General features: G+C 35.5%; 16 protein-coding genes. 7 read left to right on the plus strand and 9 right to left on the minus strand.

Annotated features, from left to right (window positions below; translation table 11 throughout):
* Nucleotides 1-28 precede the first annotated feature (28 nt).
* Together JNG87_RS15135 and JNG87_RS15140 are read left to right on the plus strand one after the other, a co-directional pair.
* Nucleotides 29-1,471: an alpha-L-fucosidase gene (locus JNG87_RS15135; protein WP_202839275.1), complete on the plus strand. Its 1,443-nt coding sequence runs from the start codon at nucleotides 29-31 to the stop codon at nucleotides 1,469-1,471.
* Nucleotides 1,471-4,134, plus strand: a complete 2,664-nt coding sequence (locus JNG87_RS15140) for a beta-glucosidase (protein WP_202839276.1) — start codon at nucleotides 1,471-1,473, stop codon at nucleotides 4,132-4,134. Before JNG87_RS15135 ends, JNG87_RS15140 begins: the two co-directional genes overlap by 1 nt.
* Before the next feature lie 54 nt (nucleotides 4,135-4,188).
* Here the strand turns inward: JNG87_RS15140 and JNG87_RS15145 are convergent, their stop codons facing one another.
* Nucleotides 4,189-5,076, minus strand: a complete 888-nt coding sequence (locus JNG87_RS15145; protein WP_202839281.1) for a hypothetical protein — start codon at nucleotides 5,074-5,076, stop codon at nucleotides 4,189-4,191.
* Nucleotides 5,077-5,358: 282 nt separating this feature from the next.
* Here JNG87_RS15145 and JNG87_RS15150 point away from each other — a divergent pair, with 282 nt between their 5' ends.
* On the plus strand, nucleotides 5,359-5,622 hold the full coding sequence (locus tag JNG87_RS15150; RefSeq protein WP_238349598.1) for a hypothetical protein: 264 nt from the start codon (nucleotides 5,359-5,361) through the stop codon (nucleotides 5,620-5,622).
* Between the two features lie 227 nt (nucleotides 5,623-5,849).
* Complete coding sequence (gene lpdA, locus JNG87_RS15155) at nucleotides 5,850-7,238, plus strand: dihydrolipoyl dehydrogenase (protein ID WP_202839283.1); 1,389 nt, start codon at nucleotides 5,850-5,852, stop codon at nucleotides 7,236-7,238.
* A gap of 83 nt (nucleotides 7,239-7,321) precedes the next feature.
* Here lpdA and JNG87_RS15160 read toward each other — a convergent pair whose 3' ends face one another.
* The 3 genes from JNG87_RS15160 to chrA all read right to left on the minus strand — a co-directional run bounded on the left by JNG87_RS15160 (nucleotide 7,322) and on the right by chrA (nucleotide 10,286).
* Nucleotides 7,322-8,299 (minus strand): nuclear transport factor 2 family protein, encoded by a 978-nt coding sequence (locus JNG87_RS15160; RefSeq protein ID WP_202839284.1) that lies wholly within the window; start codon nucleotides 8,297-8,299, stop codon nucleotides 7,322-7,324.
* A gap of 39 nt (nucleotides 8,300-8,338) precedes the next feature.
* Nucleotides 8,339-8,917 carry a TetR/AcrR family transcriptional regulator gene (locus JNG87_RS15165; protein ID WP_202839286.1) on the minus strand — a complete coding sequence of 193 codons (579 nt, stop codon included), beginning with the start codon at nucleotides 8,915-8,917 and terminating at the stop codon, nucleotides 8,339-8,341.
* A gap of 244 nt (nucleotides 8,918-9,161) precedes the next feature.
* Nucleotides 9,162-10,286, minus strand: a complete 1,125-nt coding sequence (gene chrA / locus JNG87_RS15170) for a chromate efflux transporter (RefSeq protein ID WP_202839288.1) — start codon at nucleotides 10,284-10,286, stop codon at nucleotides 9,162-9,164.
* A gap of 278 nt (nucleotides 10,287-10,564) precedes the next feature.
* Here chrA and JNG87_RS15175 point away from each other — a divergent pair, with 278 nt between their 5' ends.
* Nucleotides 10,565-11,365 carry a patatin-like phospholipase family protein gene (locus JNG87_RS15175; RefSeq protein ID WP_202839290.1) on the plus strand — a complete coding sequence of 267 codons (801 nt, stop codon included), beginning with the start codon at nucleotides 10,565-10,567 and terminating at the stop codon, nucleotides 11,363-11,365.
* 120 nt (nucleotides 11,366-11,485) lie between these two features.
* On the opposite strand, the gene JNG87_RS15180 is transcribed toward JNG87_RS15175, so the two are convergent.
* The 5 genes from JNG87_RS15180 to JNG87_RS15200 all read right to left on the minus strand — a co-directional run bounded on the left by JNG87_RS15180 (nucleotide 11,486) and on the right by JNG87_RS15200 (nucleotide 15,328).
* Nucleotides 11,486-11,923, minus strand: a complete 438-nt coding sequence (locus JNG87_RS15180) for a hypothetical protein (RefSeq protein ID WP_202839291.1) — start codon at nucleotides 11,921-11,923, stop codon at nucleotides 11,486-11,488.
* A gap of 152 nt (nucleotides 11,924-12,075) precedes the next feature.
* Nucleotides 12,076-12,561 carry a hypothetical protein gene (locus tag JNG87_RS15185; RefSeq protein WP_202839293.1) on the minus strand — a complete coding sequence of 162 codons (486 nt, stop codon included), beginning with the start codon at nucleotides 12,559-12,561 and terminating at the stop codon, nucleotides 12,076-12,078.
* A 23-nt stretch (nucleotides 12,562-12,584) separates the two neighbouring features.
* Nucleotides 12,585-13,304, minus strand: coding sequence for an ABC transporter ATP-binding protein (locus tag JNG87_RS15190; RefSeq protein WP_202839298.1), 720 nt, complete (start codon nucleotides 13,302-13,304; stop codon nucleotides 12,585-12,587).
* Nucleotides 13,305-13,384: 80 nt separating this feature from the next.
* Nucleotides 13,385-13,945 (minus strand): hypothetical protein, encoded by a 561-nt coding sequence (locus JNG87_RS15195; RefSeq protein WP_110010465.1) that lies wholly within the window; start codon nucleotides 13,943-13,945, stop codon nucleotides 13,385-13,387.
* Between the two features lie 345 nt (nucleotides 13,946-14,290).
* Complete coding sequence (locus JNG87_RS15200; RefSeq protein ID WP_202839299.1) at nucleotides 14,291-15,328, minus strand: serine hydrolase domain-containing protein; 1,038 nt, start codon at nucleotides 15,326-15,328, stop codon at nucleotides 14,291-14,293.
* A gap of 270 nt (nucleotides 15,329-15,598) precedes the next feature.
* Between JNG87_RS15200 and JNG87_RS15205 the strand changes: the two genes are divergently transcribed.
* A complete protein-coding gene (locus tag JNG87_RS15205) occupies nucleotides 15,599-16,120 on the plus strand; it encodes a DUF305 domain-containing protein (RefSeq protein WP_202839300.1) in 522 nt (173 codons plus the stop codon).
* Nucleotides 16,121-16,192: 72 nt separating this feature from the next.
* Nucleotides 16,193-16,705, plus strand: coding sequence for a hypothetical protein (locus JNG87_RS15210; protein ID WP_202839301.1), 513 nt, complete (start codon nucleotides 16,193-16,195; stop codon nucleotides 16,703-16,705).
* Nucleotides 16,706-16,758 lie beyond the last annotated feature (53 nt).

Consider the following 16,758-nt stretch of genomic DNA (forward strand, 5'->3'; position numbering starts at 1 on the left):
TAATTAAATTAGCGGAAAACTATTCCTTATGCTGGTTATATCCAAAATAAAACCCTTTTTCCTTTCATCCCTTTTTATAAGTTCAATTGCATTTTCACAGGCTCATAATGTATCAGATGGATATCAGAAGCCCACAGACCCTTTGGTGGTACAAAATCTGGAACAGTGGCAGGATATGAAATTCGGATTGTTTATGCACTGGGGAACCTACAGCCAGTGGGGAATTGTTGAAAGCTGGAGCATATGCCCGGAAGATGAATCATGGACACAGAGAAAACCCGAACACGGGAAGTCATATTACGAATATGTAAAAAATTATGAAAATCTTCAGACTACCTTCAATCCAACCCGATTCAATCCTCAGAAATGGTCAGACGCGGCGAAGAAGGCAGGAATGAAATATGTGGTTTTCACCACCAAACATCACGATGGTTTTGCCATGTTTGATACCCGGCAGTCGGATTATAAAATTACTTCTCCCCAAACCCCTTTTTCAAAAAATCCAAAATCTGATGTGACGAAAGAAATTTTCAATACGTTCAGAAAAGCAGGATTTAAAATTGGTGCTTATTTTTCAAAACCTGATTGGCATTCCGATGATTATTGGTGGTCTTATTTTCCGCCCAAAGACAGAAATGTCAATTATGACCCAAAGAAATATCCGGAAAGATGGGAGAACTTTAAAAAGTTGACCTTTAATCAGCTGAACGAAATTACTTCCAATTACGGGAAAGTTGATATTCTCTGGCTGGATGGAGGCTGGGTACGTCCTTTTCACACCATAGATCCAAAAGTAGAATGGCAGCGCACTATCAAAGTAGAGCAGGACATCGATATGGACAAAATAGGCACGATGGCTAGAAAAAATCAGCCGGGAATCATCATTGTAGACCGCACCGTTCCGGGAAAATGGGAAAACTATGTTACTCCTGAGCAGGCAATTCCGGAACATGCTCTTTCCATTCCGTGGGAAAGCTGCATCACCATGGGAGATTCCTTTTCTTATGTTCCCAATGACAACTATAAGACCTCCCAGAAGATCATTGAAACATTGGTTAAAATCATTTCAAGAGGAGGAAATTACCTTATGAATATTGCACCAGGACCTAACGGAGATTACGATCCCATTGTATATGAAAGGTTACAGCAAATTTCAGGCTGGATGGATAAAAATCAGTCTGCGGTTTTTGCAACAAGAAGTATTGCACCTTATCACGACGGAAATTTTTATTATACACAAAGCAAAGATGGAAAGACATTGAATATTTTTCACTTGGATGAAAAGACAAATTATGAGTCTCCATCAACATTAAGGTTTACCATTCCTGATCATTTTAAACCGAAATCTTTGAAAGTTTTAGGCTTATCAAACAAAATTCAATGGAAAAAATCAGGGAATTCAATTGAAATTAACTTGCCGAAAGAAAGAACTCAATTAAAATATTCAACTGTCATTCAAATCGTTCAATAATGAGATGTATTTGTTTTAAACTTGCCGGAGCCGCATTATTGTTGAATGTTGTGATTACTTTTGCTCAAAAACCTTTGTATAAAGATCCCAAGCAGCCCATTGAAACCAGAATTCAGGATCTGTTGAAGAGAATGACCCCAGAAGAAAAATTCTGGCAGTGTTTTATGATTCCCGGAGATTTGGATAACGTCCCGAAAGGACAATATTCACATGGAATTTTTGGACTTCAGGTGAGCGCAGGAAATCAGGGAGGCGGAGCAGCAGGACAACTGCTGAAATACAATGCCAGTGAAGATGCAGAAATACTGGTGAAAAAGATCAATGCCATTCAGAAATATTTTGTGGAAGAATCACGATTGGGAATTCCCATGATTCCTTTTGATGAAGCTTTACACGGATTGGTTCGGGATGGCGCTACTGCTTTTCCGCAGGCAATCGGCCTGGCTGCTACTTTCAATCCTGAATTAATGACAAGGGTTTCAACAGCGATTGCAAAAGAATCAAAACTGAGAGGAATCCGCCAGATTCTGACACCTGTAGTAAATCTTGCCAATGACGTCAGATGGGGAAGAACAGAGGAAACCTATGGTGAAGATCCATTTTTGACATCCGTAATGGGCGTAAGTTTTGTCACTTCCTTTGAAAAGATGGGAATTATTACCACTCCCAAACACTTTTTGGCCAATGTAGGAGAAGGAGGAAGAGATTCATACCCGATTCACTGGAGCAAAAGATATCTGGAGGAAACCCATTTAATTCCTTTTAACAATGCTTTTACAAAAGGAAAAAGCCGTTCTGTGATGACTTCCTATAATTTGCTTGATGGAAGACCTTCAACTGCAAACCATTGGCTGTTAAAGGAAAAATTGAAAAAAGACTGGAATTTCAAAGGCTTTGTCATCAGTGATGCCAGTGCAGTAGGAGGCGCCAATGTCCTGCATTTTACAGCAAAAGACTATGATGATGCTTCTGCACAGGCTATCAATGCAGGACTTGACGTGATTTTTCAAACCGAATATAAACATTATCAGCTCTTTATACCTCCGTTCCTGGATGGAAGGATTTCAAAAGAAAGAATAGACGATGCTGTATCAAGAGTATTGAGAGCCAAATTTGAGCTTGGATTATTCGAAAATCCCTATGTTTCTGTTAAGGAAATTGAAGAATTAAAAAAACTCAATCATAAACCTTTGGCAGAAAAAGCAGCAGCAGAGTCTTTTGTTTTGCTTCAGAATAATAACCGGACGCTTCCTGTTCCTGCGAATGTTAAAAAGATTCTGTTGGTAGGAACAGATGCTGTGGATGCAAGATTAGGAGGTTACTCAGGGCCCGGAAACAAAAAAATAAATATCCTGGATGGCCTTAAAAACTATGTGAACAATACAGAGACTGAAATTATGTATTCAAAAGGAATTGACTGGAATGTAAAAGATTTTACCACAATTCCAAATGAATATCTGTCCTCTGAAAATAAAAAAGGATTAACAGGATACTATTTTGCCAATACTGATTTAAAAGGTAATCCGGCTTTTGGAAGGCAGGATGAAAACCTCAGTTTCAAATGGACTTTATATTCTCCTGATCCGGAAAAATTGCAGTCTGACAATTATAGTATCCGGTGGACCGGAAAGCTGGAAGCTCCCAATTCCGGAAAATACCAGATCGGCCTGCGTGGAAATGATGGCTTCAGATTATACCTGGATGGAAAATTAGTGATTGATCAATGGGAAAAGCTGAGCTATTCCACAAAAACAACGGAGGTAGACTTCGTAAAGGGGAAAAAATATGACATTAAGATCGAATTCCATGAAAATCGTGGCGAAGCCAATCTGGAATTGATCTGGAACTATGGTTTATATGATTATCCGAAAGATTTTAAAGAAGCTTTGGACCTTGCCCAAAAAGCAGACTATATTCTTATTACGGCAGGAATTCATGAAGGCGAATTTCAGGACCGCTCATCACTGGGGCTGCCCGGAAATCAGGAAGCATTTATTCACGAAATTTCAAAATTAAATAAACCCACTGCCGTTGTTTTAGTAGGAGGGTCTGCCATAAAAACAACATCCTGGAAAGATAAAGTAGGAGCGATCCTGGATATTTGGTATCCGGGAGAAGAAGGGGGAAATGCGGTGGCAAAAACACTTTTCGGAGCTGAAAATCCATCCGGAAAACTGCCTGTCACTTTTCCGGTTCAGGAAGGTCAGTTACCTTTAACCTATAATCATCACCCGACAGGAAGAGGAAATGATTATCATGACCTGAGCGGAGAACCGTTATATCCCTTTGGTTTCGGATTAAGCTATACTACTTTTGAAATTTCTGACCTTCAGTTGAGCAAGACTCAGTATTTTGAAAATGAAACCATTGTTGCTGAAGTCAAGGTGAAAAATACAGGTTCAAAAGCCGGAAGTGAAGTCGTTCAGCTGTATGTGAAAGACCTGCTGGCTTCCGTTTCAAGACCAGTTATTGAACTGAAAGGATTTCAGAAAGTAGAACTAAAACCTGGAGAATCAAAATCAGTCACTATAGAAGTTCCTGTAAAACAATTACAGTTTTTAAATGAAAAAATGGAATGGGTGGTAGAAAAAGGAACGTACAGAGTTATGATCGGTAATTCATCGAAGAACCTTCCTTTAAAACAAAATATTGAAGTTTTATGACCATAAAAAAGAGCAGAAATTTCTGCTCTTTTTTGTATCTATTATTGAGATTGTCTAGTATTTTCTGGCCAGTAAAACGTTCAGTAAGAATGTTCCTGCCCAGTTACTGTTATTGGTTGTTACACCATTCGTACCGATAAAGTCTACACGGGCAACAGATACGGTAAGCCTGGTTTTACCGCCAGTACCGTTATTGGCCAGACTTACAAAAGATGCTGTAAACACATCCGGGAAACTTGAGTTGTTTCCTGCGGTAAGAATAGGATACATATTGGTAACATTGAAAGGAGTACCCTGATATTCATACACGAGGGTCATTCTGCTGGCATTGGAGTAGGAAGCAGTCTGGGCTCTGTCCACAGATGTTTTGCTCACAATCCACCACCTGTCTGTTGCAGCACCTGAATCATAGCCTGCATTAGCATGATTGGTCCAGTCAGCAAGGGCTGCTGTTCCAAGGGCATGAGGAGGAATGAAAAGCTGTGTACCATAAATTTCTACATTGCTTGGTTTTGGAAGAACTGTAAAAGATAAATCCCATGTTCCTCCGGAAGTATTACTGTTGTTTACTACTTCGGCATATGCTCCAGTAGGGATTACAAAAGAAGCAACAGGAGTATTGTCTATTCTTAAAGTATTTCCACTGGAAGCCTGTAATGTAATAGCATTGGGAGAAATGTTCTTAATCTTATAAATTCTTCCTGTAAAACTGGTTGTCCCGGTTCCGATCACAGGAAGGGTAAAGGTGGCATCTGCAGTTCCGTTATAGGTAATATAATGATCAGTAGCCAGAATATTATACGTTGTAGCAGTAATCTGAGTATAGCCAGCCCTTAAAGAACCGTTTACAGCAAGCGTACTGTTAGGTGTTGTTGTATTAATGCCTACTTGTGCAGTTAAGGGAATAGCAGCCAATAAAAGGATCGAAATGTATTTTCTCATATTGCATAATTTAATTAACACAAAAATATAAAAAAAACATATGAAAATTATTTGATAATGAATATTTTAAATGTTTTTTAAATAAACCATTAAGATTTTAATATCAATAAATGTTCGGCATTTCTCAATGTACACTATTTTAAGCGGAATTATCTCCTTGAGATACATACTATGCTTTCTTTAAAAAATCTTGGTATGATATATGTAAGATTTATCATGAACCGGAATGAATTTCATTAAATGATATTGGTTTAATTGAAAACATTCAAAAATATGAACATTATGAAAAAGTTATTAATTTCAACAGTATTGTTATTAGGTTTATCCATGAATGTTGCTGCCCAGAAACATCCGCCGGTACCTCCGCATCCTTCAAAAAGTGAGTTGGTCAATATTAAAATGCAAGAACTTACCAAAAAATACAATACTGAAAAAAAACTGATCCTTAATCACCCGCTTGCGACCAAAAAGATGAAGAGAGATCAGATGAAAGCTTTGAATGAAAGATATGCAGCTGAAAAACGATTGCTTAGACAGGCAAGATAATACAGTATTTTTGCAGTTTTTAAAATGGTAAAACCAGTTTTTTATCCGTAAAGTTTTGAAAAGTTTTCAACGTAAGGAAAGTTTATTGAAAGAGAATGCATTGTGTATTCTCTTTCTTTGTTGAAAATTGAATGAAAACAGCTTTATTGGTGCATTTTAAGATCAGTTTGAAGAAACATAAAACATCCAATATTTTTCCTTAAATTCGCATAAAAATTTTTAAAGTAATGAATTACGATATTATTGTCATTGGAAGTGGTCCTGGTGGATATGTTACTGCGATCAGAGCAGCGCAATTAGGTTTCAAAACCGCAATTATCGAGAAAGAAAATTTAGGAGGAATCTGCCTTAACTGGGGATGTATTCCAACTAAAGCTTTATTGAAATCTGCTCAGGTTTTTCATTATATCAACCATGCTGAAGATTATGGTTTGAATAAAGTGGAGGCAAGCTTTGAATTCCCGAATGTGATTCAGAGAAGCCGTGGTGTTGCCAGCAAAATGAGCAAAGGAATCGAATTCTTGATGAAAAAGAATAAGATTGACGTAATTCTTGGTACTGCAAAAGTACAGAAAGGTAAAAAAGTTTCTGTTACAGATAAAGAAGGAAAAGTAACTGAATATACAGGTACTCACATTATTATCGCTACAGGAGCTCGTTCAAGAGAATTACCAAACTTACCGCAGGATGGTAAAAAAGTAATCGGATACAGACAGGCATTATCTCTTCCTGAGCAGCCGAAATCTATGATCGTTGTAGGTTCCGGAGCTATCGGGGTAGAATTTGCTGATTTCTATAACACAATGGGAACTAAAGTAACCATTGTTGAATTCATGCCAAACATCGTACCGGTAGAAGATGAAGAAATCTCAAAACACTTGGAGAAATCTCTGAAGAAGACAGGAATCGAAATCATGACAAACGCTTCAGTGGAAAGTGTTGATACATCTGGTGAAGGAGTAAAAGCTACTGTGAAAACAGCTAACGGAAACATCACTCTTGAAGCTGATATCTTATTATCTGCTGTAGGTATTGCTGCTAATATCGAGAACATTGGGCTAGAAGAAGTAGGAATCCAGACAGATAAAGGAAGAGTATTGGTAAACGAGTGGTATGAAACTTCAGTACCTGGTTACTATGCGATCGGAGATATTATCCCAACTCAGGCATTGGCTCACGTAGCATCTGCAGAAGGAATTACTTGTGTGGAAAAAATCAAAGGAATGCATGTTGAGAAAATCGACTACGGCAATATTCCAGGATGTACATACTGCCACCCTGAAGTAGCGTCTGTAGGTCTTACTGAAAAGCAGGCTAAAGAAAAAGGATACGAAATCAAAGTTGGTAAATTCCCTCTTTCTGCAAGTGGTAAAGCTACTGCAAACGGAAACACAGACGGATTTATCAAAGTGATTTTCGATGCTAAATACGGAGAGTGGTTAGGATGCCATATGATCGGTGATGGAGTAACAGATATGGTTGCTGAAGCTGTTGTAGCGAGAAAATTAGAAACCACAGGTCACGAGATCATCAAATCTATCCACCCGCACCCAACAGTTTCTGAAGCGATTATGGAAGCTGCAGCTGCTGCTTACGGTGAGGTGATTCATATTTAATCTGAAATACAGAATCTTATATATAATTTAAACCCGGATTTTCCGGGTTTTTTTAGTGAAAGTAATAATAACTTTGTAAATCTCTATTGCACATTAATAGCTTTGGACTGCATTTCTTCATTAAGTTTATAGCTATCCTCCAGAAAATGATATTTCACAATTTTACCATTCACTACTTTAAAAATCACAACAAATTCAGTAGTAAATATCTTATTGAATTTTAAAATTTTTGAAGACAGATATCCAGTAGCAGTGGCATTTTCACCATTAACAGCTATAAAGTCGATTTCAAATTTTTCAGGTTTGACATTTGAGTATAATTCTTCAAAAAATTCTTCTATTTCCTTCTTAGTTTGCCTTTTACCTGTCCACGGAAATTTTTGTTTATTTCCAGGCAAGTCCCAGTCTGCATGATCAGAAAATAAATCTAAAATATTTCCTTCCTTTTTTCCGGATTGTAAAGCAAAAAATTCATCTATTACCTCTTTTGTTGTTTTTAGAGATTCTTTGTTGATAGGTAACGATGGATTTTTAAATATATTTATTCTATCTACATCTTCTGAAGTAAAATCAGGATCTACATACACATGTATACGTTTGATAAATTCATCTTCGAATTCAAAAACATTGCAGAATTTACCATAAGAAATCTTATGATCAGGCCACTCCTTTCCGGATTTTGTAATTCCCCTTTCTGTCCCTTCTACCACAATACTATGGTCAGAAATTACATATTTAAAATTATCAATATCATGGCTGAGGCTTTGAAGATGAGCACCCATTACTTTTCCAAAATTTGTGATTCCATTTTTTCCCTTTTCAAACCCGAATTTAGGATAATATATTTCTACATCATCTGTATAGAGATTAAAATATTCTTCGTCAAATCGCCCTTCATCCACTTTTTTGAAATACGTTTTCACTTTGTTTTTGCGAAGTGTCGCAAGATCTGTATTGTTCATATTTTTTTGTTGTTGTATTGCTGACCTGTCCTGAGCTTTCATATTGGTAATGTTTGTGAATATCAGAAGAGTAGCTGTTATTATGATATTGTTCTTCATTTTTATTTAAACCGATCGTTCCAGAATTTGATAAAAAAATTATTTCTTAATTTGATCTATTAAAAAATCAACCATTTCCATTACTTCCTTTTTATTTTGGGTCAGGTTATAATGGCTCCAGAAACTGCTGAAAGAAGATAATATATAGCGGGCAATAATCTGAGCTGAAGTTGTACTTTTGATATTTCCATCTTCCTGAGCCTGTAATATTGCTTTTTCTAAAATAGCCAGTAAAGATTTGCTACTTTTTAAAATAAGCTGCCTGGCTTCCTGATCTTCCGGAACAATTTCGAAAATGGTTTTCACCGTAAGGCATGCTTTATTATCAGTTACAGTTTGTTCAACAACATCACGGATAATGTTTTCAAGCGCGGTTATACCTTCATTTTTTGCTTGTAACGCCTGGTAATATTGATTTTCTTTGAAATCAGAATAATTGGATAAGCATTTTAAGAACAAATCATGTTTATTACCATAGGTATCATAAATACTGCTTCTGTTCAGCTTCATAGCATCTACAATATCGTGCATTGAGGTAGCGTGATATCCATTTTCCCAAAAGAGATTACGGGCTAATTCCAGTTTTTCCGTATAGTCGAATTCTTTATTTCTTGGCATACTGCAAATATACAATTTAAACCAATCGTTCCAAATTGAATTTATTATTATTTAGATTCTTTATTAGCGTGTAAGGCTGGCAATTGATTCTTTAAACATGTAAAAATAACCTAACAGGTTTTTAAAACCTGTTAGGTTTAATGCCCATCTAATTGATAAGAAAATCAATTCGCTCCAGGATTAATCATACAACCAAAGATTTTTATCTGTGGTTTTTTATAGAAAGTATACTCATTAGTGTTTTTCAGGATAAAAAGCTTAGTAAAAAACCTAATAGTGCTCCTCCGATAACTAAAAAAGCACTGTTTAGTTTTTTAAATCCGAATACAACAGCTATACTTATACAGGCGATAAGAGTTGTTTTCCAGTCGGTAATGCTGTCAATTCCCATAGTGATGCATACAGACAGAATGAGAGCTACAGAAGCCACATTTACACCGTTAAGAAAAGATGAAAATGTTGCAGAATTTCTCATTTTATTTATGAAAGGACCAGACAACGCAACAAATATAAAAGAAGGAAGGAATATGGCTAAAGTAGATACCAAAGCTCCCGAAAGTCCATTGATCTGGTATCCGATAAATGTCACTGAAGAAAACACAGGCCCCGGAGTAAACTGGCCTACGGCGACTGCATCTATAAGTTCCTGACGGGTAATAATCCCTCTTGAAACAAGTTCTGTATCCAGAAAAGCGAATAAAACATATCCACTGCCATATAATATGGCTCCGATTTTCAGAAAGATCCAGAATAATTTTAAATTGAGCAGAGAAGATGTGTTAGACAGTAAAAACTGAAGTGGACTAATAAAAATAAAATTGTTCAGCTTTTTATTTCTTTGATACTCTATTATCAATATTAAAAATCCGGCTCCGAACATTAATACTATTTCATTGATTTTTAATAAAGAACATAGGAGAACAATTCCTCCCACAGCCACTAATGGGAAAGTTTTTACTGATTTTTTTGCCAGTGGGAATACAGCACCTATTATAATCGCTATAATGGCAGGCTTTATTCCATAAATAAAAGGAGATACTTCGGGAAGCCGGCCATATTCTTTGTATAGCCATGCAAAAATACCGGTAATAATAACCGCAGGAAATATAAAACAAAGCCCGGCAACTATAAGTCCTTTCCAGCCTGCTCTTTCACGCCCTATATGGATTGCCATTTCAGTACTGTTAGGACCGGGAATGAGATTGGTAGCTCCAATAAGATCCAGAAATTCCTGATCTGTCAGCCACTTTTTTTCAGCTACCACTTCTTTTTGCATCATTGCAATATGGGCTGCCGGGCCTCCAAATCCAATGATTCCCAGCTTCAGAAATAATTTGGCAAGGGCTTTTAAGTCATTATTATTGTTCACTTTAAACGATTTGTTTTACAAGAACCATTTATTAAAAATTGATTTGATAAAAGTAAAAAACTATAGGATATATTTTAATATCTGCATGATCATTTTTACATTAATTTTGAAAAGTATGGGCTTTAATAGCAGACTATAAGGTCAGGCCGCTTAAGGATTTAAAGCTGTTTGATTGAATTTTAATGTGATTACAGCGATTTTTCTTAAAATAATTTTAAAATTAGCATATTTATAAAAATTAACTTAATTATTTCAGACTGTTTTCTTACATTTATTCAATGAATTTTGAGAGAGTAGGACTTGTTTTATCAGGAGGCGGTACCAAAGGAATCGCTCATGCAGGAGTATTAAAATTCTTACAGGAAAAAGGTATTGAGATAGATATTCTTTCCTGCTGCAGCGCAGGATCTATTGTAGGATGTCTTCATGCTGTCGGAAAAACTCCGGAAGAAATCCTGGAATTCTTCAATTCTGTCTATTTTTTCAATTGGAAACACTTTACGTTCAATCAGCCGGGACTGGTTTCTTCAGTGATCTTCAGAAACTACCTGAAACCTATTTTCCACGAAATGAAATTAGGTGATCTTGATATTGAAGTGAAAATCGTAGCTACAGAGTTGGTTGCAGGTACCCAGAAAATTTTTGATAAAGATTTTGAAATTGTTGATGCCATTATTGCCTCTTGCTCCATTCCGGGAATCACCACTCCTTACATCATTGGAGATGAAATGTATTGTGACGGAGGAGTACTGAATAACTTCCCCGCAGATATCATCAGGGAAGACTGTGATAAGCTGATCGGTGTATTTGTATCTCCGCCCAATGAAGCAAAGATCAAGGATCTGAACTCTATTAAAGCAATCGTTTCCCGCTCTTATGACCTTCTGTCCTACAGAATCGAAAAAATAAAATTTGATTACTGTGACTGGTTCATTTCTTCCCAGAAACTATCGTCTTACGGGACTTTTGAACGAAGAAAAGACAGGTTGGAAGAGATTTTCAATATCGGTTACAAAGCAGCAAAAGATAGCTACGAAGAAAGTAGTTTTTTTACGGAATTAAGACAATCCGGAACATAAAAAAATCCTGTATCATACAGGATTTTTATTTTATAAAAGCTTAAAACGGTTTTGAGTTCTTAAAGAGAAGTTATAGAAAGACGATAACAACTTCCAGCTTCTCACCTCCATCTTCCAGCTTTAATTCTTCACTACATAGCCATCCTGGCGAACAATTTCACGATCATTCGCATCATTTACAACCAACGTATAAGGTGCTTTTTTGGGAGAATCTGTAAGGTAATTTCTCCAGATCTGATAGCTGTGTCCTTCATTGCTGAATTCGATATAATAATTTCCTCCTGTACCGTCAGGAATCAGTTCACCATCGCTGATGATCATGCTTGGCTTAGCGGTGATCTTTGAATTGGCATTCCAGGACTGGTAAAGGTATTTTCCATTCGGTTGTTTGTCGATTCTGATCTTGAACTTTTTGGTTTTAATAATAACAGTCTTCGGTACCTGCTGAAGGGCAGAAGAAGTTATAAAACCATCTGTCTTCGGAGCGGGAACTTCTTTAGCCTGAACAAAAGAAAACTGGGCTAAACAGAAAGTCCCTAATAAAATATGCTTTATCATATTGAGTGGTTATTGGTTAACATTTCAGATTCTATCAAATATAAAGCCATATTTCAGCTGAATGTTCTTTTTAGGAACAAGTGCGTAAAGTTTATTACAATGATTTTTTAATTATAATAAATTTGTATGAACTAAAAATAGATTAAAAATAATTATTTAAATATTTCTTTGAACTCATCTGTGTAAGATAACTTTTCATAACCTAAGTGCTTAAAATTTCCTTGAATGTAATTTTTTACCTGAAAATAATTTTTATGATAGAATTGCGATATTTTTACAACTTTATTTCCATCTTTATACAAATAAAGGTATTCATAAGTTCCTCCTTTACCTGTCAAATAGCTAAATTTCCAACCTTCAATTTCAGAAATTTTATAAGTTTTAGTTAAAAGTCCAAAAAACCTTTTAGCAACAATATCATTTTTGTTAATTGTTATACTGATACATTTTGTTCTTACTTCTCCAAAGAGTACTACGAAAGAAAAAATAAGTATGCTTGGGATAAATATTCTTGGAAATAATGGGGTATTATAATTTTCTGTAATAAATATCCCGGGGATAATTGATATAATAATATATAAACAGGCAATCAACAATAAAGCTGGTAAAAAAGCTTTAAAAGTAAATTTTGTATTCATAATTACAAAATAGACCTCCTAATTTAATGTTCAGGTTTAATCTCAAAATTCTGTGTATAACTTGCAAAAGCATCTTCCAGGCTTTCAAATTTACCTTTGAATTCATCAATAGGGCAGTCCTGAAGAATATTTCCTTTATGGATAAGAATAACTCTTGAACAAAGAGCTTCCACTTCCTGCATGATGTGAGTAGATAGTAAAACAGTCTTTTGCTGTCCGATCTGTTTCACCACATTACGGATTTCAATAATCTGATTGGGATCCAGACCATTGGTAGGTTCATCCAGAATCAGCAGATCCGGCTGATGAATGATAGCTTGTGCCAATCCTACACGTTGCTTGTATCCCTTAGACAACTGTCCGATTTTTTTTGATTTTTCCGGAGTAATTCCTACGAGTTCAATCACTTCATCTACTCTGGATTTGGAAATTTTGTGGATGTTGGCTACAAACTGAAGATATTCTTTCACATACATCTCCAGATACAGCGGATTATTCTCAGGAAGAAAACCGATTTTCTTTTTGCTTTCAATCTCATGGTCTGAGATATTCATTCCATTAAAAATAATTTCACCCTGATCAATTTTCAGAGCCCCCACAATAGATTTCATCAGGGTAGATTTTCCGGCACCGTTCGGACCAAGAAGACCGATGATTTCATTTTTATCAATAGAAATGTTGATGTTGTCAAGAGCAGTCTGTTCACCAAATTTTTTGGTTAAATTGATTATCTGAAGCGGCATAAATTGTAATGTCTTTCTGCAAAAATAAAATAAAAAAACTCATCCGATAGAATGAGTTTAGCAATATTTATAAAATATAATTATTTTCTTGATTTTTTCTTGGCTCCGCCAGATGCCGGAGTTGCTGTAGAAGCAGTGTTGGTGGCTCCTTTTACTGCTGAAGGGTTTATACCGGAAGGTTTGTCATACATGGCATACTTTCCATTCGTTCTTCCAAAAATTTTCTCCACCTGTTTTTGGGTTAAAAACTGTGATTTTCCAATGTATTTCCGGTTCTTGTTGATCACCTGAATAAACTGCATGGTCTGCTGCCCATAGTTTTTTTCATAATGAAGCTCTATGATATCATTAGGCAGTTCCAATATAATATTTTCTTCTGGAGTGGAAATAAAACCATCCATAATCAGTTTATAGAGCCCGGCAACATCTCCATTAAGGTTCTGGAATGAAAAAGACCGGATTGTATTCAGGTTGCTGGTGTTCAGATCCTGGTAGTTCACTGTAAATTTATCTTCCTTTTTATATAGACCAACGGAATTATCTTTACCAATTTCCACCAAACTTTCATTTTTCAACACTTTGATCTGTGAGAAAACTGAAATACCGAACATACATGTAATAAGTAGAATTATTTTTCTCATGGAATGAATTTTAATGTTTTATAACTTGGTGCACATAAATTTACTCATAAAAAAGCTAAAAAGCAATTTTAATTCGTTAAAGCAAAAGTAACATTTTTTTTTAATACTTATAAGAGATCATCTGCTGATGTTATGGGCTCCATTGTTTATGTAAAGAGTTGTGATTCATAGGGTTTTAATCTCTTTTGTGACAGTGCTGTTATTTTTGTATATGCCAGGTTTATAATTCAAATCTGGTGTAAGGTGTTGAGAAACAGAGTGAAATTTACTCAGGTGTTATGAAATTAAAAATTTATTAAAAATAAATGTTAAAAATGAGGTTTTGTGAATAATCAATAAAAAATATTAATGAGAAGCTATAGCTGTAAGAATCACATTCTTTATTGCAGCCTCTTTGAAACTCCAGTATTCACGGTTTTCAGGCATCTGATTCTCAAGAATAATGAGGGTAGTATCAGTGGAAGGAAAATAAGCGTTAAGGCAAGTGAAACCATCACCAAGACCTGTGACTGCAAAATAATCCAGTCCTGCCTCTCTGATAAATCTTACATTATACCCGAATCCCATACTTTCTTTTCCGAACACATTATGCTGGGAAGTGGTAGAAGGTGTCAGCATCAGCTTTTGAAATTCAGGAGAGAGAAGTTTTCCTTTAAATAAAGCCTGATCCCATTTTGCAAGATCCTGCACCGTAGAAATGACGCCTGCAGCAGGAGCAATATCATCATTCAAAAAGGACTCTTTTACTTTTACAAACTGATTGTTTTCATTCATATAACCTGCAACCAGAGATTGATTATTCTTTGTATTGTAAACAAAAGTCTGATCCATTTTCAACCTTTTAAAAAGAGAACCGGCAAGTTCAGTAAAGCTTTTTCCTGTTGTATTTTTAAGGATTTCCCCCAGCATGATATAAGAAAGGTTGCCATATTTGAACTGGGTACCGGCTTTGAAAGCTGCAGGTTTTTCAAGATTGCTAATCCCGTGGGTATGGTTCAGAAGATGGTGTACTGTAACTGTGTCGGCCCAGGTTTGGGTAAGAGAAGGAAGGTATTTTCTGATAGGAGTATGAAGATTCAGCTTTCCCTGTTCGGCGGCCTGTAAAACCAATACTGCGGTAACCTGCTTAGAATTGGACATGATTTCAAACTGATCTCCTGTTTTCAAAAGAATTTTTTTATCAAAATCTTTGTAGCCATTGGATTTCAGATAGTGTACTTTTCCTTTCTGAGCCACCAAAACGACGCCATTGAAAGCTATCGGGTTGGGAGACGTTATAATACTGTCGATTTTATGAGTGTAAGCGTCTTGTTTCTGAGCTGCTGCGGCAACAGATAACAACGTAGAAAATACACTGGTGAAAAATAATTGTGTTTTGGTCATTACTTATTTTTTTGCTAAAAATTGAGATGTAAGAAAATTCTTATTGAATCTTTTGTAAATGGTTGTTTTTAAAGATTTGAGCTTCCAAATATATCTTTTTCCTTAGATTCTACAAGTAAATATTTGTCAATTAATATGAGTGAAAGCATAAACCAGTAAGATAAAAGTCTGTATTTTTAAAGTTGGTTTGAATTTATATGAGTAATAATACTCAAAAATGCTGATGATACTCTATCCGGAAATGTCAATAATCAACTAAATTTCTTTTTTATGGAAAATACAGAGCATAAGCATGGAGCATCTTCTTCCATGGAAGTTGAAAAGCATTCAAAACGTTCTTCCTCTACAATGTACGGACAATTTGTATTGATGGCTGTAGTGATGTTTTGTGCGATGTATATCATTATGTATGCTATGATAGACAGCCTGAAGAATCTTATTTCGAACATTAATAATCTATATATGGCTTTGTTGATGACTTCAGCGATGCTTCTCATTGAATTGTGGGTGATGCGAAAGATGTATACCAACAAAGCAATAAATTGGACTATAGTGATCATTGCCGTAATATCAGGTATTTTTTCCTGGTTCGGAATCAGAGAACAGATGAATGTTGATGACAGACAGTTTGTCAAAAGTATGATTCCTCATCATGCAGCAGCTATTTTAATGTCACAAAAGGCTCATCTTACCGATCCGCAGCTGATTACCCTGCAGAAAAATATTCTTAAAACCCAATCCGAAGAAATCAAGCTGATGAAGCACAAACTCAGAGAATTTGAAAAAAGGTAGGACAGGAATCTGAAATAACACGAATATAGATATACTGTTATTTAATCAGAATATTTTAATAATTTAGTTTCCATGAAAATTAAAACTATTAGCCTTTCTATCATTTTTTTCACTATTATTTCCTGTAAAAAGGATAAAGAATATCCTAAATATGTTGAATTGGAATCGGGAAATGGAAGCTATTCACTTTTTATAAAAGATGGAAATTTTGAATTTTTAAAAACAGAATTTGTAAGCTATGATCATATGGTAACAGCTCCTTTTTCAGAAGGTAAATATAAGATATCAGGTGATGAACTGATTTTGAATAGTGATAAAGGAAAAAAATATATTTTCAAAATAGGGAATGATTCAGAACTGATTCCTGCAAAAATGGATTCCCTGAAAGATATGAAAGGATTGTATCCTGTTCAGATTCTTCATAACAATAAAATGCCGAAAGAAATGGGACGCCTGGATTCTTTAGGAAGAAAAAATGCGTTGTGGCTTTATTTTAATGAAAAAGGGAAGGTGATTAACCAGAGATTGTATAAAAATGGAGAGCTGGTAAAAGATCATTACAAGTCGGATATTGTTATAAAATAAAGAATAAGCAAGAGACCTGGAAATAAACAGTATGCAATTTTATCACAGATAAA

This window comes from Chryseobacterium cucumeris, assembly GCF_016775705.1.
GTDB classification, from domain to species: Bacteria; Bacteroidota; Bacteroidia; order Flavobacteriales; family Weeksellaceae; genus Chryseobacterium; species Chryseobacterium cupriresistens.